This is a genomic window from Mesorhizobium sp. 10J20-29 (genome assembly GCF_054130485.1).
Window position 1 is genome coordinate 2,299,054 of sequence record NZ_CP199156.1, and the last position, 18,178, is coordinate 2,317,231.

Here is an 18,178-nt window from a genome sequence, read left to right on the forward strand (position 1 = left end):
GCAATCACGGTAAGCCTTTCCCAATCGTTCCAGGCCCGGCCGCAGCCGGGCGCCACCTGTTCGTAGTCGAGGCCGAATTGCCCGTACGCTCGGACCCTAATAGCAAAAAAGCCGGGCAGAACCCGGCTTTTTCGTGATTTTTGAGGTTACAATTTTGTCATTGCGCCGGAGCGGCCTCGGATGGCGCTTCTTCGGCAGGAGCCTCGGCAGGCGCCGCATCCGCGGGTGCTGCCTCTGCAGGTGCCGCCTCAGCTGGTGCTGCCTCTGCCGGTGCCGCCTCGGCTTCAGCCGGTGCTGCCGCATCGGCGGGAGCCGATGCATTCTCGGCAGCGGGGGCCGCCGCCTCCGGCAACGGGACGGGGCTATCGGAAAGCGTGCGCAGATACGCGATGAGATTTGCGCGCTCGCCGTCCTTCTTGACGCCGGCGAAGCCCATCGCCGTGCCCTTGATGAAGCCCTTGGGCGAGGTCAGGAAGTGGTTCAGGTTGTCGTAGCTCCAGACCTTGCCGCCCTCGGCGAAGGCCTTCATGGCCGACGAATAGGAGAAGCCTTCATGCGAGGCGATCGGCCGGTCGACGGTGCTCCAGAGGTTGGGGCCAACCTTGTTGGGGCCGCCATTCTCGACCGTGTGGCACGCGGCGCATTTCTTGAAGACCGTCTCGCCGGCGGCCGGGTCGGCCGTTGCGAGCAGTTCAGCGATCGAGACTTCCGGCGCGGCCTCTTCAGCGCCGCCCGCTTCGGGTTCGGTCGCTTCGATGAGGAAACCTTCCTTCTCGGGCACCGGGGAGGCGAAAATCGAATCCGAGATGATGCTGACCGAGAAGACGATGAACACGACGCCCAGAAGCGCGCCGATCAGCTTGTTGAATTCGAAAGAGTCCATTCGCCCGAGGCTCCCTTGGCCGGCACACCGGCGGAAGCTTCCTTCTGCGCGGTGGATGATATGATATTTCTCTCCGGCCGGGCCGGTCGATTTGGCCGGAAACTAGGTCTTTTGCTTGGTCGTTGCAACACCTATAAGGGCGGTTCCAGTGAGACCTTTTGCCACTTTTGGCAACCCCGTCCAGACCGCATCGGTTCCCATGCCTGCACTTGTCATTATCCCGGCCCGGATGGCCTCGATGCGGCTTCCCGGCAAGCCTTTGGCCGACATTGCCGGGCGCCCCATGATCGTCCATGTCGCCGAGCGTTCGGCTGAGAGCGGGCTCGGTCGCGTGATCGTGGCCACCGACAGTGAGGCTGTAGCCGATGCTGTCCGCGCACACGGTTTCGAGGCTGCGATGACGAGAGAGGATCACCAGTCGGGATCGGACAGGATCTTCGAGGCGCTGCAGGCGCTGGACCCGGACGGCGGCATCGAAACGGTGGTCAACGTACAGGGCGACCTGCCGACGATCGAGCCGGAATCGATCCGCGCGGTCCTCGCGCCATTCGAGGATCCGGCCGTCGATATCGCCACGCTGTGTGTCGAGATTTCGCGCGAGGCTGAAAAAACCAACCCTAACGTGGTCAAGCTCGTCGGTTCGCCGGTGTCGTCGTCGCGCCTGCGCGCGCTCTACTTCACACGCGCCACGGCCCCCTGGGGAGACGGCCCTCTCTACCATCACATCGGGCTCTACGCCTATCGTCGCGCAGCGCTGCAGCGTTTCGTGTCGCTGCCGCCATCGCCGCTCGAGAGGCGTGAACGGCTTGAGCAGTTGCGCGCGCTGGAAGCCGGTATGCGCATCGACGCCGAGATCGTGCAGTCGGTTCCGCTGGGCGTCGACACGCCCGAGGACCTTGAGCGCGCCAGAGAAATTCTTGCAGACCGAAGAGGCTCCGACCATGCCCGCTGAAAAGACCAACAGGATTTCCTTCCAGGGAGAGCCGGGGGCAAATTCGGATACTGCCTGCCGCGACATGTTTCCGGGAATGGAGCCGCTGCCGTGCCCGACATTCGAGGACGCCTTCAATGCGGTCGAGACCGGCAAGGCGGATCTGGCCATGATCCCGATCGAAAACACGATCGCGGGCCGTGTCGCCGACATCCACCATCTGCTGCCTGAATCGAAACTGCACATCATCGGCGAGTACTTCCTGCCGATCCATTTCCAGCTGATGGCGCTGCCGGGCGTGGCCCGCAAGGAGATCAAGACCGTCCACAGCCACATCCACGCGCTAGGCCAGTGCCGGAAGTACATTCGCAGGAACGGCTGGAAGCCGGTTATCGCCGGCGACACCGCGGGTGCTGCCAGGCTTGTGCGGGATATCGGAGACCGCACCATGGCCGCCCTCGCGCCGCGTCTCGCCTCAAGCCTCTATGGGCTCGACATCATGGAGGAGAACGTCGAGGACACGGATACCAACGTGACGCGTTTCGTCGTTTTGACCAAGAGCAAGCAATGGGCCGAGCGCCCGTCGCCGGATGCCGGGATGATGACGACCTTCATCTTCCGCGTCCGCAACGTGCCGGCCGCGCTCTACAAGGCGATGGGCGGTTTCGCCACCAACGGCGTCAATATGACGAAGCTCGAGAGCTATCAGCTCGGCGCTTTCACGGCGACACTGTTCTACGCCGACATCGAGGGCCACCCGGACGATCCCATGGTCAAGCTGGCGCTAGACGAACTGCGCTTCTTCTCGCGCGAGGTCAGGATTCTGGGCGTCTACCCTGCAAGCCAGTCGCGCGACGAGTGGAAGGTCGCCGACTGACCGGGCTTCATCCTCAGGCGAGCGGCACGTAGTCAATCTCGAGAAACGCCTCGACTTCGGGAAGCCAGCGGTCCCGCACATAGGCGACGTGGTAGGGATGGTTGTTGTAGCCGTCATAGGCAGCCTGGTCGTCGAACTCCATCGAGAAGCCGTAGTGGAAATCGTTCTTCGGGCTGATCTGTTTCAACTGCTCGAAATGCTTCACGCCGGGAATGGTCGCCAGTGCCAAGCTGTCGGCCAGGAAGACGGCCTCCTCAGGCGAGCCGGGCCGATGCTTCAGGCGAAACGTGACGGTGTGGCGGATCATTTGTCGGTCCCCTTGTCAGAGTTCAGGCGCTCTCGGCCCAGTCACGGATGAGATGGTAGGCGATGGCGCCCTTCGGCGGCACGAAATGAGTGGGATGGGTCCTGGCGAGCATGGTCAGAACCTCCTCGCGCGAAAACCAGCGGCAGTCTTCCAGTTCCTCGAGGTCGGCGTCGATATCCTCGTTGAGCGCTTCGCCGTAGCAGCCGATCATCAGCGAATAGGGAAACGGCCAGGGCTGGCTGGCGTGGTAGACGACGCGGCCGAGCCTGATCCCGGCTTCCTCCAGGGTCTCGCGGCGTACCGCGTTCTCGATCGTTTCGCCCGGCTCGATGAAGCCGGCCAGCGCGGAGTACATGCCGGGCGCGAAATGCTTGCTGCGTCCAAGGATGCACTTGTCCCGCGCCACGGTCAGCATGATGGCGACCGGGTCGGTGCGCGGGAAGTGTTCCGCGCCGCAAGACATGCAGACACGCTTGTATCCGCCTGCGCGCATCTCCGTCGGCTGGCCGCAGCGGCCGCAGAAACGGTGGTTCGCATGCCAGGCAAGCAGGCCCGCACCCTGCGCCAGCGCGCCCAGCGAGGCGGGGTCGAGCAGCCCCTGCATGTTGATCGACCGGTAGTCGACGGCCTTGATCGTCTCCGGCAGCGTTTCAGGATCGAGAGAAACCGGCGCTGCCAGCATCGGGCCCTGCGGCGAGAAACCAAGCAGGATCGCCTGGTCTTCCAGCGCCTGGAAGGATTGCGCCTCCGCTCGCGTGAACTGCCCGTCGAAGGCTTCGCCTGCGAGCTTCAGCAGCGCGCGGCCGCCGCCCATCAGGAAGAGACGCGCACCTGGATCGTCCAGGGCGCGCAGCGCGGCGTCGTCGCTGCGGTTTTCCGACTGGCGGTCGAGGATGTTTCCGGCAAAGCCCATTGTCTGGCTGGGCTCTGTCGCTGGCGCATCGAATAGACGGAAGCTCATGCAGGAGACTCGGCGATTAGGGAGAAGTCGCCGGGGTTATAGCGCCGCCTTTATCTTTTGAGCAAACAGGTGAATGTCGGAACGCTTGTAAGGCTCGCGCGAGCCGTGGCCCCAGACCGGACCGGGCCATCCCGGATCGCCTTCGGAACGGGCAACGACATGGACGTGCAACTGCCGCACAATGTTGCCGAGCGCCGCCGAGTTGATCTTGGTGCAGCCGGTGACGGTCTTCAGCGCCTGTGCGACCATGTTGGTCTCGAAGGTCAGCATGGCCTGGTCGAGCGGCGTCATGTCGTGGATTTCCTCGATGCCGGACCTTTGCGGTACGAGGAGCAGCCAGGGCCAGCGCCGGTCGTTCATGACACGCAGTTCGCAAAGGCCGAGCCACATCAGTTGCTCGCTGTCGGCCTCCAGCCGGCCGTCCAGCGAAAATCCGGCCTTGCCGCCCGGCTTCATCTGCGTTCCCTCCTTTTCTGAAGGCTAGAGCGACCGCCCTTTCGCTGCAAGCGAATCGTGAACGGCGTGCGCCCGCCTTGTCGCGGTCTTCAATCCCGCTCTTGCAATCGCCGGCCAAATTGCCGATATGGACAGTGGGAGGTTGGTGGTGGACGAGCCACTCGCCAACCGGGTCAGGTCCGGAAGGAAGCAGCCCTAACGAGCACGGAACGGGTCATTGTTCCAGCCTCCCACCTAACCCATGATATGTCAGCATCGACCGCCGCATCATTGACGGCGCGATGCCGTGCAGGCGAAGGTCTGGCGGGGGAATCGGCCTGCCACTGGAATACGGGAAACGGGATGAGCGACGCCGGAAACGATCCGAAGGGCCAGGCTGCCGGCGGCTACAGGGTTCTCGCGCGCAAATACCGTCCCTCCGACTTCACCTCGCTGATCGGCCAGGAGCCGATGGTGCGGACCCTCACCAACGCCTTTTCGACCGGCCGTATCGCGCAGGCCTGGATGCTGACCGGCGTTCGCGGTGTCGGCAAGACGACGACGGCGCGCATCCTGGCGCGGGCGCTCAACTACAAGACAGGCACTGTCGACCAGCCTTCCGTCGATCTTTCGGTGCCAGGCGAGCACTGCAAGGCTATCATGGAAGGACGTCATGTCGACGTCACCGAGATGGATGCCGCGTCGCACACCGGCATCGACGACATTCGCGAGATCATCGAGCAGGTGCGCTATGCGCCGGTGTCGGCCCGTTACAAGGTCTACATCATCGATGAGGTCCACATGCTGTCGACGCAGGCCTTCAACGGTCTGCTGAAGACGCTCGAGGAGCCGCCGCCGCACGTCAAGTTCATCTTCGCGACAACCGAAATCCGCAAGGTTCCGATCACCGTCCTGTCGCGCTGCCAGCGCTTCGACCTCAGAAGGGTCGACGCCAGCATGCTGACGGAACATATGCGCGGCATTGCCGGCCAGGAGCAGATCGGCGTCGACGACGAGGCGCTGGCCATGATCGCCCGCGCGGCCGAAGGCTCGGTGCGTGATGCTCTGTCGATTCTCGACCAGGCGATCGCGCATGGCGCGGGCACGGTTACGGCCGAGCAGGTTCGCACCATGCTGGGTCTCGCCGACCGGGCGCGCGTCGTGGAACTCTTCGAATACCTGATGAAAGGCGATGTCGCCGCCGCACTCAACGCCTTCCGCGCTCAATACGATGTCGGGGCCGACCCGGTTGCCGTTCTGACCGATCTTGCCGAGTTCAACCATCTGGTCACCCGCCTGCGATTCGTGCCGTCGGCAATCAACGACGCCTCGCTGTCGGAAGAGGAGCGCGGTCGCGGTGCCGAGTTCGCCAAGACGCTGTCGGTGAGAGTTCTGTCGCGCAGCTGGCAGATGCTGCTCAAGGGAATTCCCGAGGTGCAGTCGTCGAACCGGCCGGTCAGCGCCGCCGAGATGGTGCTGATCCGTATCGCGCATGCCGCCGACCTGCCGACGCTCGACGAGGCGCTGAAGTCGCTGTCGGACGGCTCGCCGGTGTCGAGCGGCGCCGCGCCACGCCAGTCGCCGGGACAGGCGCCCATGCAGCCGGGCAATGGTGCAAATCCTCCGCAGTCGCGCATGGTGGCGACGAGCTCCGGCGGCGGGCAGACGATGCGTCTGGTCGAACCGGCTGAGAAGCCTGTCGAATTCACGCCGGCACCCGAGCCGGTGGCCGAGGCGGCCGCCGTAGCTGTTCGCTCGCTTGAAGACATAGCCGCCCTTGCCGACACGCACCGCGACAAGCTGTTCAAGATTTCGCTGAAGCAGTATGTGCGGCTGGTCCGCATCGAGCCCGGGCGGCTCGACGTCAGCCTGACCGGAGATGCGCCAAAGACCCTGCTCGGCGACCTGACGACGAGGCTGAAGTCCTGGACTGGGCGGCAGTGGATTGTCTCGCTGTCGCGGGAAGAGGGTGGAAAAACGCTCGCGGAGGCTGAAACCGCCAAGCGTGACAGCGCCATTCTCGACGCCAAGAGCGATCCGGCCGTTGCCGCCATACTGTCGCGGTTTCCCGGTGCCAAGGTAATCGACGTACGCATCCCGGATGCGACTGAAATCCAATCCGATGAGAACAGTCCACCGCCTGAACCGGCGGATGACGACGACATCGACAGCTAACGGAGACCATCATGAAGGATCTGCTCGGCCTTATGGGCAAGGCCAAGGAAATGCAGGCGAAGTTCCAGGGCATGCAGGAGGAACTTGCGACCATCGAGGCCAGCGGCCAGGCGGGGGGCGGCCTCGTCACCGTGACTTTGTCCGGCAAGTTCGAGATGAAGTCGCTGAAGATCGATCCGTCCCTGTTCAAGGAAGATGAGGTCGAGATCCTCGAGGACCTCGTTCTGGCGGCGCACAACGACGCCAAGGCTAAGGTCGAGGCGGTCATGCAGGAAAAGACGCGAGAACTGACCGCTGGCCTGCCGATTCCCCCCGGCATGAAGCTGCCCTTCTAGGGCTTCGACAACTCAAGCCTCATGTCGACGGCGGGTAGGACCAGGTCCGGTCCCATCTCGACCTCGATGACGCCGAGGCGGCGAAACCCCGCGGAGCGGTAGAACCCTTCCGCCGGCAGGGTCGACTGGCACATCATCGTGCGGATGCCGGCTGCCGATGCTTCCGCGAGGCATCGCAGCAGCAGGCTTCGCGCCACGCCTTTTCGCATATGGTCGGGATGGGTGGCGAAATGCCTGATATGTGCGATCCCCTGGCGGATCTCGCCGCTGCCAGGCTTTTCCACTGACCAGCCGCCGCAGCCGGCCGGCTCGCCGCCGATCGCGGCGAGATAGTAGGTGCCCCCCGCCAGCAGCTTCGGGTTGGCGCGAGACATGTAGGGCAAGGCAGCATCAAGCCCGTGCGGGTCGTATGACCCCTTGAGGCTGGCATAGGATGCGGCAAGCAGCGCCGACAGGAGTTCCTGGTCCTCGCTTCGCGCCGCGCGGATGCTTATCTCGCTCATGGAGGCCTTGCCGTTTTCCTTCCGCTCCGGCCCAGCATCATAAATGTCGCTGCCGCCGCTGCTACCCAATTTCGCCGTTCCCCGCTAAACCACGTCAATGTCCAAGCGAATCGCCGGTCCGGAAATCGAACGCCTGATCCAGCTCCTGGCCAAGGTGCCGGGGCTCGGCCCGCGCTCGGCCCGGCGCGCGGCGCTGCACCTCATCAAGAAGAAGGAGCAGCTTCTGGCGCCGCTTGCTTCGGCCATGGGCGAGGCCCTGGAAAAGGTTCGCATCTGTTCGACCTGCGGCAATGTCGATACCGCCGATCCCTGCATGATCTGCACCGACGCGCGGCGCGACCCGGGCACCATCATCGTGGTCGAGGATGTCGCCGATCTCTGGGCGCTTGAGCGGGCCGGCTCGATGAACGCGCTGTTCCATGTGCTGGGCGGCACGCTTTCGCCGCTCGACGGCATCGGACCGGACCAGTTGAACATCAAGGCGTTGATCGACCGCGTCGCGCCGGGTGGCGTGACGGAGATCATCATCGCGGTCAACGCGACCGTCGAGGGCCAGACGACGGCACACTATCTGACCGACCAGCTCTCCGACTTCGGCGTGAAGGTGACGCGGCTCGCGCACGGCGTGCCGGTCGGCGGCGAGCTCGACTATCTTGACGAGGGAACGCTCTCGGCGGCGCTGAAGTCGCGGACGGCGTTCTGACTCGTATCCTGGCGAGGAGACCGTGATGATTGCTGGCAGCCACCTGTTGCGATTGCCTTTCCTTGGGCTGCTCGCGCTGCTTCTGCTGCTGGCAATGCCGGCAGGCAAGGCCTCCGCCGCGAAGATCGACGACCAGTTCCGCGCCTGGCTCGCCAAGGACCTTTGGCCCGCTGCCCAGGCCAACGGCGTTTCCAGGAAGACATTCGACGCGGCCTTTACCGGCGTGAAGCCAAACCTCAAGCTGCCAGACCTGGTCATGCCGGGTGAGAAGGAAGAGACGCCGAAGGACCAGCACCAGGCCGAGTTTCGTTCGCCCGGCAACTACTTTGCCGAGAACACGGTTGCCGCGGTAACGGCCGGCGGCCGGGCCCGCGCCGGGAAATATGCTTCCGCGCTTGCCGCACTGGAAAAGCGTTACGGCGTGCCGCGCGGCATTGTCCTGGCGATATGGGGCCGCGAATCCGGCTTCGGCAACGCGAAAATTCCCTACGATGCCTTCGAGGTGCTTGGCACCAAGGCGTTTCTCGCCACCCGCAAGGAGATGTTCCGCGAGGAGGTGCTGGCCGCGCTCGTCATGGTCGAGCGAGGGCTGGCGCCGCGCGCCGCGATGAAATCGTCCTGGGCCGGCGCGCTCGGCCAGCCGCAATTCATGCCGACCTCCTTCCTCAAGCACGCCGTCGGCTTTGACGGCAAGGGCAGCCCGGACATCTGGAATTCTGAAGCCGATACGCTGGCTTCCATCGCCAACTATCTTGCCGACTATGGCTGGGTGAAGGGGCGTGACTGGGGTTTCGAGGTCACGGTGCCCGACAACGTCACCTGTGCACTGGAAGGTCCGGACCGCGGCAGGAAAATCGCCGACTGGGCCGCCATGGGCATAGAGAGGGTGGGCGGCAAACCCTTCCCGCAGCACGAGGCTCGGGCCGAGGGATACCTGATGATGCCGGCCGGGCGTTACGGCCCGGCCTTTATCGTCACCCCGAACTTCTATGTGCTGAAGGAATACAACGAGAGCGATGTCTACGCCCTGTTCGTGGGCCATGCTGCGGACCGCATCGCCTACGGCGACAAGAGCTTCGCCTCGGGATGGAACAAGGTCGACGCGCTCTATCGATCCGACATCGCCGCCATGCAGCGCGGGCTGGAAAGGCAAGGCTACGACGTCGGCGGCGCCGATGGCCTGCCCGGCTACAAGACCAGGCGCTCGATCGGTGACTGGCAGGCCAAGAACGGCCGCGCCGCCACCTGTTTCCCGGACAAGGAATTGGTCCGGGCGCTGAAATAGGCATTCGCGGTTGTGCAGTCCCAGGATGTCGCAAGAACTACCCTGCGCTTCCGGCGCGATCTCGGGCAGCCGGTTGATGCGTCGGTCTGGCCGGCCGGCTTTGCCTGCCGCACCCTTGCACCCGGCGATGAGGCGGCAGTGCACGCACTGCTGAAGGCCGCCAACTTGCATGGGCCGGATCTGCCGGATCCGGAGGGCTGGTGGACCGCGCTCTCCGGGGATCCGGAATTTGAGGCCGCACTGTGCTTTGTGGCGTTGGATGCCGAGTTGCGCATTGTCGGCGTCGCGCAATGCTGGACCAGCGCCTTCCTGAAGGATCTTGCCGTTCACCCGGACTTCCGGCGGCTTGGTATCGGCGAGTGCCTGCTCCGCCAGGTTTTCGGCGCGTTCAGGGCGCGCGGGGCCTCTAATCTCGACCTCAAGGTGGACGCCGGCAATGCGCCTGCGATCAGCCTTTACGAGCGCGCCGGCATGTACCGGGTACCGCTCGCCGGCTGAAGCATGCGCGTCAGGCTGCCTGCTGCAGGTCGCGATGAGCCTCGGCCAGGATCTCGAAGGAGCGGACCCGCGCCTTCTGGCCGAAGATCTGCGCCGTCACCATGAGTTCGTCTGCCCCGGTTCGCCGGATGAAGGCGTCGAGCCCCTTCTTCACTGTCGACGGCGAACCGACCACGGCACAGGACAGTGCCTGGTCGAGCATCGCCCTGGCCATCGGATCAAGACCCTCCACATAGCCTTCCACGGGGGCCGGCAGCTTGCCCGGACGGCCGCTGCGAAGGTTCACGAAGGCTTGCTGCAGCGACGAGAACAGGAACTGCGCCTCCTCGTCGGTCTCGGCCGCGAAGACGTTGAGGCCGAGCATCAGGTTTGGCTTGCCCAGCCGCTCCGACGGCTCGAAGCGCGAGCGGTAGATGTCGACGGCGTGTTCCATCTCGGCTGGCGCGAAATGCGATGCGAAAGCGTAGGGCAGGCCAAGCATGGCGGCGAGCTGTGCGCCGTAGGTGCTGGAGCCGAGCATCCAGACCTCGACCTCCTGGCTCTCGCCGGGCACGGCGCGCACGCGCTGCCCGACTTCGGCCGGCGCGAAATAGTTGATCAGTTCGACGACGTCCTGCGGGAAATTGTCGGCACCGGCCTCAAGGTTCCGGCGTAGCGCGCGGGCCGTCAGCATGTCTGTGCCCGGCGCGCGACCGAGCCCGAGGTCGATGCGGCCGGGATGAAGCGCGGCCAGCGTGCCGAACTGCTCGGCGATGATCAGCGGCGCATGGTTGGGCAGCATCACGCCGCCCGCCCCGACACGGATGGTCGAGGTGCCTGCGGCGATATGGGCGATCACCACGGCGGTCGCTGCGCTTGCGATGCCCGGCATGTTGTGGTGCTCTGCCAGCCAGTAGCGACGATAGCCGAGCTGTTCGGCCCGTTTGGCCAGTTCGAGCGAGTTGGCGAGAGACTGGCCGACATCGCTGCCTTCGGGAACCGGTGCGAGATCGAGGACGGAAAGCGTTGTCATCAAAAAGTCCGCTGTTCGGCACTCGCATATAGGAGCGCCGACAGCCGACGCAACGGTCTGGCCTCAATCCTCCTGGTTTGCGTTAGGAACCTCCTGCGCTGCAAGGAAGATGCCGATGTGGCGCCAGCTTTCGAAATGGTCGCAGAAGACCTTGATGACGACGAGCAGCGGCACGGCGATCAGTGCACCGATGAAACCCCATAGCCAGGACCAGAAGGCGACCGCGACGAACACCGCAACGGCATTGATCTCCAGCCGTCGGCCAACGATCAGCGGCGTCACCAGTTGCCCCTCGACCAGGTTGCAGGCGAGCACGAAGGCTGGTGCCAATAACGCGTAGGAAAGCGTGTCGAAGCTGATGAGCGCGATGGCCGCGACCAGCACCACCGTAACCACTGCGCCGACATAGGGCAGGAAATTCAGCGCCGCGGCGGCAGCGCCCCACACGACAGGTGTCGGCATGCCCAGGCCCCAGAGTCCGAGTGCCACGGCCACGCCGAGCCCGGTGTTGATGAGCGCGACGGTGAGCAGGTAGCGCGAAATCTCGCGCTCGACATCATAGACCAGACGCAGGGCGCGCTTCTTCTCGCTCATTCGCGCAAAGGATTGGATCGTCTTTTCGTAGAACATCGTCCCGGAGGCGAGGAGGAACAGGGACAGGACGAACGTTATCGCCGCTGTCGTGCCCGCGGAAAGCAGGTTGCCGGCCGCCTGGGACAGGATGCCGGGCTGCGCGACGACAACCTTCTGCACGTCGGGCTCCTGCGCCGTTTCGGCGACTTTCTCGACCTGCTTTGAAACCTCCATGACCTGTTTGAACGGGTGCCGCAGTTCCGCAAGGCGCTCGGTAACCTGTCGCCCGATCGTCGGCGCGCGGTTGACCAGGTCCACGATAGGCCCCGACAGGAAGTAGCCCACCGCCGTGAGCGACAGGACCGCCAGGAGCACGAGCAGCGTCGCAGACAGCGGCTCGGGCACGCCGTGCCACTTCAGGAAGCGCACGATCGGCGTCAGTGTCAGCGCCAGCAGGAATGCCAGCACGACCGGCATGAAGAAGTCGCGTGCGAAATAGAGCGCGTAGATCACCATGAAGATGAATATGCCGATGAGCAGCGACCGCATCAGCCGCGTGTCGGAACCGCGCGTGTCGACGACGGCCGGCAACGGCGCGTCCGCGACGCTTTTCTTCCTGTTCATGGCAACCCCTCAAAGGGCCGCGTCGAACGGCTTTCGAAACTGTGGCCCCGACAGCAAACCCGCTGGCAAGGAATTGGTTCCGCCGGCGCTGTTCAGGCGGTCGCCGTATCGACCGCGCTCGCGGCGGTTTCCTTGCGGACCAGCGGCGCGACTCTGGTGCCGTAGAGCTCGATCGCCTTCATGATCTTGGCGTGCGGCATGATGCCGATCGCCATCTGCAGCACGAAGCGGTCATTGCCGAAGATCCGGTGCTGGGCGACGATCTTCTCGGCGACCTGTTCCGGGTTGCCGACAAACAGCGCGCCGGTCGGCGAGCGCGACTGGTCGAAATGGGCGCGGTTGGTCGGTCCCCAGCCGCGCTCGCGTCCGATGCGGTTCATCACCTCCGCCTGAGGTCCGTAGAAGTCGTCGGCCGCCTGCTCCGTTGTCTCGCCGATGAAGCCATGCACGTTGAGGCTCGTGGCCAGGGTGCGTGGATCGTACCCGGCGCGCCGCGCGGTTTCGCGATAGAGCTGGAACAGCGGCGCAAAGCGATGCGGCTCGCCTCCGATGATGGCCAGCGCCAGCGGCAGGCCGAGCGTTGCCGCGCGCGCGACCGATTGCGGCGTGCCGCCGACCGCGATCCAGATCGGCAATTGGTCCTGGTAGGGGCGCGGATAGACGCCGCGGTCGTGGATCGGCGCGCGCAGCCTGCCCGACCAACTGACCTTGACGCTATCGCGAAGCTTGAGCAGGAGATCGAGCTTTTCCGAAAAGAGCTCGTCGTAATCCTCGAGATTGTAGCCGAACAGCGGAAAGGATTCGATGAAGGAGCCTCGCCCCGCCATGATCTCCGCGCGGCCGGAAGAGAGTTGGTCAAGCGTCGCGAACTGCTGGAAGACGCGCACCGGATCGTCCGAGGAGAGCACGGTGACCGCGCTGGTCAGCCTGATCCGCTTGGTATGCTCGGCTGCGGCGGCAAGCGCCACGACCGGCGCCGAAACGGCATAGTCGGGCCGATGGTGTTCGCCGAGCCCAAAGACGTCGAGGCCGACCTGGTCGGCCAGCGTGATCTCCTCGATCAGGTTGCGCAACCGCTGATGTGGTCCAATGGCGTTGGGACCTGGCTCGACGGAAACATCGGCGAAGGTATAGAGACCAAGTTCCATGGTGCGCTCGCTTTCGAGGTCGTGAACCACACAGCTAGTAGCGGTGTGGCTTTGTTGCCAGAGCCCGCCCGGTGAACAGTGCATTCAGGAAAAGGCCGACCGAAATCATGCTTTGAACGCCGGTTTAGGCGTACCGAGAGGGCAATTTCGTGGAAACGCGCGCTTTGGCGCTTGAACTTCGGCCTGTCGCGCGTATGTAAGCGGCGCGAGATGACTCTAGGGATATAAAATTGGCGATCTACAGGGAAAAAGACATTTTTGAACGCCGCAATGCGGCGAACGACGCGAAAAAGGCATTGCTGGAGAGGTTCAAGGCCCGACCGGCGGAGGACGATCCGGCGGTACAGGCCCGAAAGGCCGAGCGCCAGGCAATCCTTGAGGCGCGTGAGAAGCGCGCGGTGGAAAAGGAAAAGCAGCGGCAGGAAAAGCTCGCCCGCGAGGCAGCCGAGCGCGCCGCGCGCGAAGCAGCCGAAGAGGCAGCCCGCATCGCAGCCGAGGAAGCTGCCCAGGCCGAAGCCAAGGCGCGCGAAGCCGAAGAGAACGAGCGCATTGCCCGTCTGCTCGGCGACGAAGCAGAACGCAAGGCCAAGCGCGACGCGCGCTACGCGGCCCGCAAGCAGCGCAAGCGCTGAACGGCACCATATTCCGCCGGCTTGCGCCGGCGGGCCGGTGCCTCTGTTGTTGCCTCAAGCTCTTTAGCCTGAACCGCTTGCCGGATCGATCTGGCGGCTTTGCCGCCTCTCGCCGTCAAATGCCCGTGCGGACGCGCCCCTTGCGGACTATTTCTTTTCCTTCAGACGTATGGCGGCAACGGGCGGTGCCTTCAGGGCCGGGGCCGGCGCGGGCTTCTTGGCGTCCTTCTTGGGTTTGCGGGTTTCCTTCTTGCTCTTCATCTGACCTTTGGCCATGATTCGTCACTCCGGGTTGCGGGAAGCGGAGTGAACCAACTCTCCGTTCCGAGAGCAAGACATCACCAAGCCACACCAAGCGCATCAGCGGGTGCAAGCCGGGATTTCAAGCTGAACCCTCGTCAACCCGTCGTGCCCGTGCAATGCTCGCCTGCCTGCCGCATACAGGGTGCATCCGCCCTCTCGAACTGCACGGCCAGCAAGGAGATCAATGCGTATTCACATTGGCTGCGAGATGAGTTTCGACTTTCCGCAAGCCACACCGATGATTGCCATGCTCAACGTCCATTATTCACGCGCCTCGGATCTTGAGCGTCCCGACTTTCTCGTTTCCGATCCGCCGGTGCAGATCGAAAGCTACCGCGACAGTTTCGGCAACTGGTGCAACCGTCTTGTTGCGACGGCTGGACGCTTCACGATCGGCACCGATTCCGTCGTGCGCGACCCGGGATCGTTTGAAGTCGTCGATACATCGGCCTTCCAGCATCAGGTTGAGCATCTGCCGACCGACACGCTGCTCTTCCTGCTGCCCAGCAGGTATTGCGAAAGCGATGTCCTGGCGACCGAGGCGTGGCAACTGTTTGGTCACACGCCGCCGGGCGCGGCGCGCGTCCAGGCTGTCTGCGACTTCGTGCACAACCATCTGACGTTTAATTATGGCCTGGCGCGTCCGACCAGGACCGCCGTCGAGGCTTATCGCGAGCGGAGCGGCGTGTGCCGGGATTTCGCCCACCTGGCCGTCGCCTTCTGCCGCGCCCTGAACATTCCGACCCGATACTGCACCGGCTATATCGGCGACATCGGCCTGCCAAAACCCTGGTCCGACATGGACTTCGCCGGCTGGATCGAAGTCTATCTCAGCGGGCGCTGGCACCCATACGATCCCCGCAACAACGCACCGCGCATCGGCCGCACGCTGATTGCCTACGGACGCGATGCGGCTGACGTTCCGCTGACCCATATTTTCGGCCCGGGTATCCTGTCCTCCTTCAAGGTGTGGACCGACGAACTGGCCGACTGACGCAACCTTTCGCCCGCTGCCGCTTTTTCGACACGATTGAGCGTCCGCGAGAGCGAGGCGCGGCACAGAGGGGACGTTTCCATGGCCGGGCACTCAGGCTCCAAGGTTGTCATCTACGCCGCGATTGTCGGCAATCTGCTGATCGCACTGACCAAGTTCGTCGCCGCCTTCTTCACCGGTAGCTCGGCCATGCTCTCGGAAGGTGTCCACTCGGTCGTCGACACGGGTAACGGACTGCTGCTTCTCTACGGGCTGAACCGGGCCGCCCGGCCGCCTGACCTCAGCCATCCGCTCGGTCATGGCAGGGAACTCTATTTCTGGAGCTTCATCGTCGCGCTCCTCGTCTTCGCGCTCGGCGCCGGCATCTCCTTCTACGAGGGCGTCTCGCACATCCTGCATCCGGAGCCGGTCCGCAATCCCACGGTGAACTATGTCGTTCTCGGCGTCTCCTTCGTTTTCGAAGGGGTGACGTGGTGGGTCGCGTTCAAGGAGTTCCGTCGTCACAAGGGAAGCTTCGGATGGTTCGAGGCGGTTCGACTGAGCAAGGATCCTAGCGTCTACACCGTACTGTTCGAGGACAGTGCGGCGCTGCTCGGGCTCGCGGTCGCCTTCTTCGGCATCCTTGCCGCCGAGGTGCTGGAAATCCCCGAACTCGACGGTGTCGCTTCGATCGGCATCAGCCTGATACTCGGCGCAACCGCCATCTTCCTGGCTCGCGAGAGCAAGGGCCTGCTGATCGGCGAACCGGCCATGCCGGACGTTCAGCGCAGGGTGCTTGAAATCGCGCAGGCAGACCCGGTCGTGCAGAAGGCGAACGGTGTCCTGACGGTGCATCTGGGGCCCGATTCAATTGTCGCGGGCCTCAGCATCGAATTCGAGGATCACACAGCCGCGCCGGAGATCGAGGCCTGCGTCGAGCGACTCGAAGCACTTCTCCACAAGGAGCTTCCCGAGATCACTTCCTTGTTCGTGAAGCCGCAGACGACCAGCGGCTGGGAGCGGCGGCGCCTCGCGCTGGAGGAAGGCAAGGCATCGGCGGAGGCTGCGGGGCAGGAAGCCTAGTCGCCCTCGTCGACCACCCGCAGCTTCAGCTGGCCGCCGCCCAGTGCCGGCTTGTCGCCGCTACCCGACACGCTCCTCGGCTCGGCGTCGCGCATGTCCTCCGTGTCGTGGCCCGAAGCGCCGAACTCCAGCGCCTCGATCTTCTGGCCGCGCTTGGTGACCTTGCCGGACGAGACCAGAATGTCGTCGATGTCCCGCGATGCCTGGCCGAAATGGGTCTGGAGCTTGCGCACGCGCTCGTCCAGCCTGCCGACATCTTCCATGAGCCGGACAACCTCGCCCTGGATCAGATGCGCCTGCTCGCGCATCCGGGCATCCTTCAGGATCGCCTGGATGACCTGGATCGACAGCATCAGGAGCGACGGCGACACGATGACGACGCGTGCGCGGTGCGCCTTGTGGACGATCGCTTCGAAATTCTCGTGGATTTCGGCGAAGATCGATTCCGACGGCACGAACATGAAGGCCGTATCCTGGGTTTCGCCCTGGATCAGGTACTTGTCGGATATCGCCTTGAGATGGATCTCGATGTCGCGCCGGAACGCCTGGGCTGCGAATTTCGGCTGTTCGCCCGGATTGTCGAGTTCCGACGCCGCGCGGATGGCATTCCACGCCTCGAGCGGAAATTTCGCGTCGATGACCAGCGACGGTGAATCGTTGGGCATCTTGATCAGGCAGTCGGGCCGGTTTCCGTTGGAGAGCGTCGCCTGGAATTCATAGGCTCCCATCGGCAGTCCGTCTGCGATGATTGCTTCCATGCGCGACTGTCCGAAGGCGCCGCGCGTCTGCTTGTTGGACAGTATTGCCTGCAATTGCACCACCTGGCCGGCGAGCGACTGGATGTTGTTCTGGGCGGTGTCGATGACCGCCAGCCTTTCCTGCAGCTTGGCCAGGCTCTCATGCGTCGACTTGGTCTGTTCGGTCATGGTTTGGCCAAGGCGGCCGGTCATGGCGTCGAGGCGCTGGCCGATCGACTGCGTCAGTTCTGCCTGCCGGGCGCCAAAAACTTCGGCAACGGTGCCTAGCCTTCCCTGCATCTCCGCCTGGGCCTGCAAAATGCCGGCCATGCGCGTCTCGGCGTCCCGTGCCAGCTGCGCGGCCTCCGCTGCGGCGGCGGCGCGCGCGCTGGACGCACGCCACAACGCGACAGCAAGGAAAATCAGGAGCCCGAGCACCAGCAGCGCCCCGAAAACCAGCAACTGGCCGAGTGTCACGCTGGTCGCGCCAAGCCGCAGGATGGGTTCTGCCAGTAGTGCTGAAAGGTCATTCATGGCGCCAGCATAGACGATTCGCTGCCTTCGGTCAGATCAAAACAAGAACAACCGTTCACGTGGCCGGTTGACGCGTCAAAGCGGACATCTTAGGTGAGTGCGATGTCGATCAAGCCTCTCATCATCCTGCCGGACCCCATACTGCGCACCGTCTCGAAGCCCGTCGAGCGCATCGATGCGCCGCTGCAGAAGCTGGCCGACGACATGCTGGCCACGATGTATGACGCGCCCGGCATCGGACTGGCGGCCATCCAGGTTGGGGAGCCGCTGCGCATGCTGGTCATTGACCTGGCCAAGGAAGACGAGACGCCCGCGCCGCTCGTGTTCATCAACCCGCAGGTCTTGGGCAGCAGCGATGAGCGCTCGGTCTACGAGGAGGGCTGCCTGTCGATCCCGGACTACTACGCCGAGGTCGAGCGGCCCGCGACCGTCAGGGTCAGCTACCTCGATCGCGACGGCAAGACACAGGAGATCGAGGCTGATGGGCTTCTGGCAACCTGCCTGCAGCATGAGATCGACCATCTCGACGGCGTGCTCTTCATCGATCACATTTCGAAGCTGAAGCGCGACATGGTGGTCAAGAAGTTCAAGAAACTGGCACGCGACCGCCAGCCGGCCAGGATGGTCGGGTAGGGCGCTCCGCCCCCATCGGGAAAGCCAGCCATC

Annotated in this window: 21 protein-coding genes and 1 other RNA gene; 12 read left to right on the forward strand and 10 right to left on the reverse strand. The window is 64.1% G+C overall.

Annotation, left to right across the window (positions count from 1 at the left end):
• Positions 1-157: 157 nt before the first annotated feature.
• Positions 158-883, reverse strand: a complete 726-nt coding sequence (locus ACT2BZ_RS11015; protein WP_457941017.1) for a c-type cytochrome — start codon at positions 881-883, stop codon at positions 158-160.
• Between the two features lie 199 nt (positions 884-1,082).
• Here ACT2BZ_RS11015 and ACT2BZ_RS11020 point away from each other — a divergent pair, with 199 nt between their 5' ends.
• Positions 1,083-1,835: a 3-deoxy-manno-octulosonate cytidylyltransferase gene (locus ACT2BZ_RS11020; protein WP_457941018.1), complete on the forward strand. Its 753-nt coding sequence runs from the start codon at positions 1,083-1,085 to the stop codon at positions 1,833-1,835.
• A complete protein-coding gene (locus tag ACT2BZ_RS11025; protein ID WP_457941019.1) occupies positions 1,825-2,691 on the forward strand; it encodes a prephenate dehydratase in 867 nt (288 codons plus the stop codon). Before ACT2BZ_RS11020 ends, ACT2BZ_RS11025 begins: the two co-directional genes overlap by 11 nt.
• Positions 2,692-2,704: 13 nt before the next feature.
• Here ACT2BZ_RS11025 and ACT2BZ_RS11030 read toward each other — a convergent pair whose 3' ends face one another.
• The 3 genes from ACT2BZ_RS11030 to ACT2BZ_RS11040 are packed head-to-tail and all read right to left on the reverse strand — an operon-like array spanning position 2,705 to position 4,415.
• Positions 2,705-2,998 (reverse strand): Dabb family protein, encoded by a 294-nt coding sequence (locus ACT2BZ_RS11030; protein ID WP_457941020.1) that lies wholly within the window; start codon positions 2,996-2,998, stop codon positions 2,705-2,707.
• A gap of 22 nt (positions 2,999-3,020) precedes the next feature.
• Positions 3,021-3,959, reverse strand: a complete 939-nt coding sequence (nudC, locus tag ACT2BZ_RS11035) for an NAD(+) diphosphatase (protein ID WP_457941021.1) — start codon at positions 3,957-3,959, stop codon at positions 3,021-3,023.
• A gap of 36 nt (positions 3,960-3,995) precedes the next feature.
• Positions 3,996-4,415: an HIT domain-containing protein gene (locus tag ACT2BZ_RS11040; RefSeq protein WP_457941022.1), complete on the reverse strand. Its 420-nt coding sequence runs from the start codon at positions 4,413-4,415 to the stop codon at positions 3,996-3,998.
• Between the two features lie 137 nt (positions 4,416-4,552).
• On the opposite strand from ACT2BZ_RS11040, the gene ffs reads away from it, so the two are divergent.
• The 3 genes from ffs (at position 4,553) to ACT2BZ_RS11055 (ending at position 6,904) form a co-directional block, all read left to right on the forward strand.
• Positions 4,553-4,649, forward strand: an RNA gene (ffs, locus tag ACT2BZ_RS11045) — signal recognition particle sRNA small type.
• 108 nt (positions 4,650-4,757) lie between these two features.
• Positions 4,758-6,569 (forward strand): DNA polymerase III subunit gamma/tau, encoded by a 1,812-nt coding sequence (locus ACT2BZ_RS11050; protein ID WP_457941023.1) that lies wholly within the window; start codon positions 4,758-4,760, stop codon positions 6,567-6,569.
• A gap of 11 nt (positions 6,570-6,580) precedes the next feature.
• Positions 6,581-6,904 carry a YbaB/EbfC family nucleoid-associated protein gene (locus tag ACT2BZ_RS11055; protein WP_457941024.1) on the forward strand — a complete coding sequence of 108 codons (324 nt, stop codon included), beginning with the start codon at positions 6,581-6,583 and terminating at the stop codon, positions 6,902-6,904.
• On the opposite strand, the gene ACT2BZ_RS11060 is transcribed toward ACT2BZ_RS11055, so the two are convergent.
• Positions 6,901-7,407, reverse strand: a complete 507-nt coding sequence (locus tag ACT2BZ_RS11060; RefSeq protein ID WP_457941025.1) for a GNAT family N-acetyltransferase — start codon at positions 7,405-7,407, stop codon at positions 6,901-6,903. The two genes, ACT2BZ_RS11055 and ACT2BZ_RS11060, sit on opposite strands and share 4 nt — an antisense overlap.
• 97 nt (positions 7,408-7,504) lie before the next feature.
• On the opposite strand from ACT2BZ_RS11060, the gene recR reads away from it, so the two are divergent.
• The 3 genes from recR to ACT2BZ_RS11075 are packed head-to-tail and all read left to right on the forward strand — an operon-like array spanning position 7,505 to position 9,893.
• Positions 7,505-8,110 (forward strand): recombination mediator RecR, encoded by a 606-nt coding sequence (gene recR / locus ACT2BZ_RS11065; RefSeq protein ID WP_457941026.1) that lies wholly within the window; start codon positions 7,505-7,507, stop codon positions 8,108-8,110.
• Positions 8,111-8,135: 25 nt separating this feature from the next.
• The gene (locus tag ACT2BZ_RS11070) at positions 8,136-9,395 is read left to right on the forward strand and encodes a lytic murein transglycosylase (protein ID WP_457941027.1); all 1,260 of its coding nucleotides are present in this window, start codon (positions 8,136-8,138) and stop codon (positions 9,393-9,395) included.
• A 12-nt stretch (positions 9,396-9,407) separates the two neighbouring features.
• Positions 9,408-9,893, forward strand: coding sequence for a GNAT family N-acetyltransferase (locus tag ACT2BZ_RS11075; protein ID WP_457941028.1), 486 nt, complete (start codon positions 9,408-9,410; stop codon positions 9,891-9,893).
• Between the two features lie 10 nt (positions 9,894-9,903).
• On the opposite strand, the gene ACT2BZ_RS11080 is transcribed toward ACT2BZ_RS11075, so the two are convergent.
• The 3 genes from ACT2BZ_RS11080 to ACT2BZ_RS11090 form a co-directional block, all read right to left on the reverse strand.
• On the reverse strand, positions 9,904-10,905 hold the full coding sequence (locus ACT2BZ_RS11080; protein WP_457941029.1) for an LLM class flavin-dependent oxidoreductase: 1,002 nt from the start codon (positions 10,903-10,905) through the stop codon (positions 9,904-9,906).
• Positions 10,906-10,968: 63 nt separating this feature from the next.
• On the reverse strand, positions 10,969-12,102 hold the full coding sequence (locus ACT2BZ_RS11085; RefSeq protein WP_457941030.1) for an AI-2E family transporter: 1,134 nt from the start codon (positions 12,100-12,102) through the stop codon (positions 10,969-10,971).
• A 92-nt stretch (positions 12,103-12,194) separates the two neighbouring features.
• A complete protein-coding gene (locus ACT2BZ_RS11090) occupies positions 12,195-13,250 on the reverse strand; it encodes an LLM class flavin-dependent oxidoreductase (protein WP_457941031.1) in 1,056 nt (351 codons plus the stop codon).
• A gap of 230 nt (positions 13,251-13,480) precedes the next feature.
• Between ACT2BZ_RS11090 and ACT2BZ_RS11095 the strand changes: the two genes are divergently transcribed.
• A complete protein-coding gene (locus tag ACT2BZ_RS11095) occupies positions 13,481-13,882 on the forward strand; it encodes a DUF6481 family protein (protein ID WP_457941032.1) in 402 nt (133 codons plus the stop codon).
• Between the two features lie 147 nt (positions 13,883-14,029).
• Here ACT2BZ_RS11095 and ACT2BZ_RS11100 read toward each other — a convergent pair whose 3' ends face one another.
• Complete coding sequence (locus tag ACT2BZ_RS11100) at positions 14,030-14,158, reverse strand: hypothetical protein (protein ID WP_457941033.1); 129 nt, start codon at positions 14,156-14,158, stop codon at positions 14,030-14,032.
• 211 nt (positions 14,159-14,369) lie between these two features.
• Between ACT2BZ_RS11100 and ACT2BZ_RS11105 the strand changes: the two genes are divergently transcribed.
• Together ACT2BZ_RS11105 and ACT2BZ_RS11110 are read left to right on the forward strand one after the other, a co-directional pair.
• Entirely contained in the window at positions 14,370-15,179 is an 810-nt protein-coding gene (locus tag ACT2BZ_RS11105; protein WP_457941034.1) for a transglutaminase-like domain-containing protein, read from the forward strand.
• Between the two features lie 81 nt (positions 15,180-15,260).
• The gene (locus ACT2BZ_RS11110; protein ID WP_457941035.1) at positions 15,261-16,241 is read left to right on the forward strand and encodes a cation diffusion facilitator family transporter; all 981 of its coding nucleotides are present in this window, start codon (positions 15,261-15,263) and stop codon (positions 16,239-16,241) included.
• Here the strand turns inward: ACT2BZ_RS11110 and ACT2BZ_RS11115 are convergent.
• Complete coding sequence (locus ACT2BZ_RS11115) at positions 16,238-17,512, reverse strand: DNA recombination protein RmuC (protein WP_457941036.1); 1,275 nt, start codon at positions 17,510-17,512, stop codon at positions 16,238-16,240. The genes ACT2BZ_RS11110 and ACT2BZ_RS11115 overlap by 4 nt on opposite strands.
• A 102-nt stretch (positions 17,513-17,614) precedes the next feature.
• Here ACT2BZ_RS11115 and def point away from each other — a divergent pair, with 102 nt between their 5' ends.
• Entirely contained in the window at positions 17,615-18,145 is a 531-nt protein-coding gene (gene def, locus ACT2BZ_RS11120) for a peptide deformylase (protein ID WP_457941037.1), read from the forward strand.
• Positions 18,146-18,178: the final 33 nt, after the last annotated feature.

Coding starts and splice junctions, on each gene's coding strand:
- ACT2BZ_RS11085 (WP_457941030.1), bottom strand. CDS start 12,102: ATGAACAGGAAGAAAAGCGTCGCGGACGCGCCGTTGCCGGCCGTCGTC.
- ACT2BZ_RS11055 (WP_457941024.1), top strand. CDS start 6,581: ATGAAGGATCTGCTCGGCCTTATGGGCAAGGCCAAGGAAATGCAGGCG.
- ACT2BZ_RS11100 (WP_457941033.1), bottom strand. CDS start 14,158: ATGGCCAAAGGTCAGATGAAGAGCAAGAAGGAAACCCGCAAACCCAAG.
- ACT2BZ_RS11105 (WP_457941034.1), top strand. CDS start 14,370: ATGCGTATTCACATTGGCTGCGAGATGAGTTTCGACTTTCCGCAAGCC.
- ACT2BZ_RS11020 (WP_457941018.1), top strand. CDS start 1,083: ATGCCTGCACTTGTCATTATCCCGGCCCGGATGGCCTCGATGCGGCTT.
- ACT2BZ_RS11025 (WP_457941019.1), top strand. CDS start 1,825: ATGCCCGCTGAAAAGACCAACAGGATTTCCTTCCAGGGAGAGCCGGGG.
- nudC (WP_457941021.1), bottom strand. CDS start 3,959: ATGAGCTTCCGTCTATTCGATGCGCCAGCGACAGAGCCCAGCCAGACA.
- ACT2BZ_RS11050 (WP_457941023.1), top strand. CDS start 4,758: ATGAGCGACGCCGGAAACGATCCGAAGGGCCAGGCTGCCGGCGGCTAC.
- ACT2BZ_RS11040 (WP_457941022.1), bottom strand. CDS start 4,415: ATGAAGCCGGGCGGCAAGGCCGGATTTTCGCTGGACGGCCGGCTGGAG.
- ACT2BZ_RS11030 (WP_457941020.1), bottom strand. CDS start 2,998: ATGATCCGCCACACCGTCACGTTTCGCCTGAAGCATCGGCCCGGCTCG.
- ACT2BZ_RS11070 (WP_457941027.1), top strand. CDS start 8,136: ATGATTGCTGGCAGCCACCTGTTGCGATTGCCTTTCCTTGGGCTGCTC.
- ACT2BZ_RS11110 (WP_457941035.1), top strand. CDS start 15,261: ATGGCCGGGCACTCAGGCTCCAAGGTTGTCATCTACGCCGCGATTGTC.
- ACT2BZ_RS11115 (WP_457941036.1), bottom strand. CDS start 17,512: ATGAATGACCTTTCAGCACTACTGGCAGAACCCATCCTGCGGCTTGGC.
- def (WP_457941037.1), top strand. CDS start 17,615: ATGTCGATCAAGCCTCTCATCATCCTGCCGGACCCCATACTGCGCACC.
- ACT2BZ_RS11060 (WP_457941025.1), bottom strand. CDS start 7,407: ATGAGCGAGATAAGCATCCGCGCGGCGCGAAGCGAGGACCAGGAACTC.
- ACT2BZ_RS11090 (WP_457941031.1), bottom strand. CDS start 13,250: ATGGAACTTGGTCTCTATACCTTCGCCGATGTTTCCGTCGAGCCAGGT.
- ACT2BZ_RS11015 (WP_457941017.1), bottom strand. CDS start 883: ATGGACTCTTTCGAATTCAACAAGCTGATCGGCGCGCTTCTGGGCGTC.
- recR (WP_457941026.1), top strand. CDS start 7,505: ATGTCCAAGCGAATCGCCGGTCCGGAAATCGAACGCCTGATCCAGCTC.
- ACT2BZ_RS11080 (WP_457941029.1), bottom strand. CDS start 10,905: ATGACAACGCTTTCCGTCCTCGATCTCGCACCGGTTCCCGAAGGCAGC.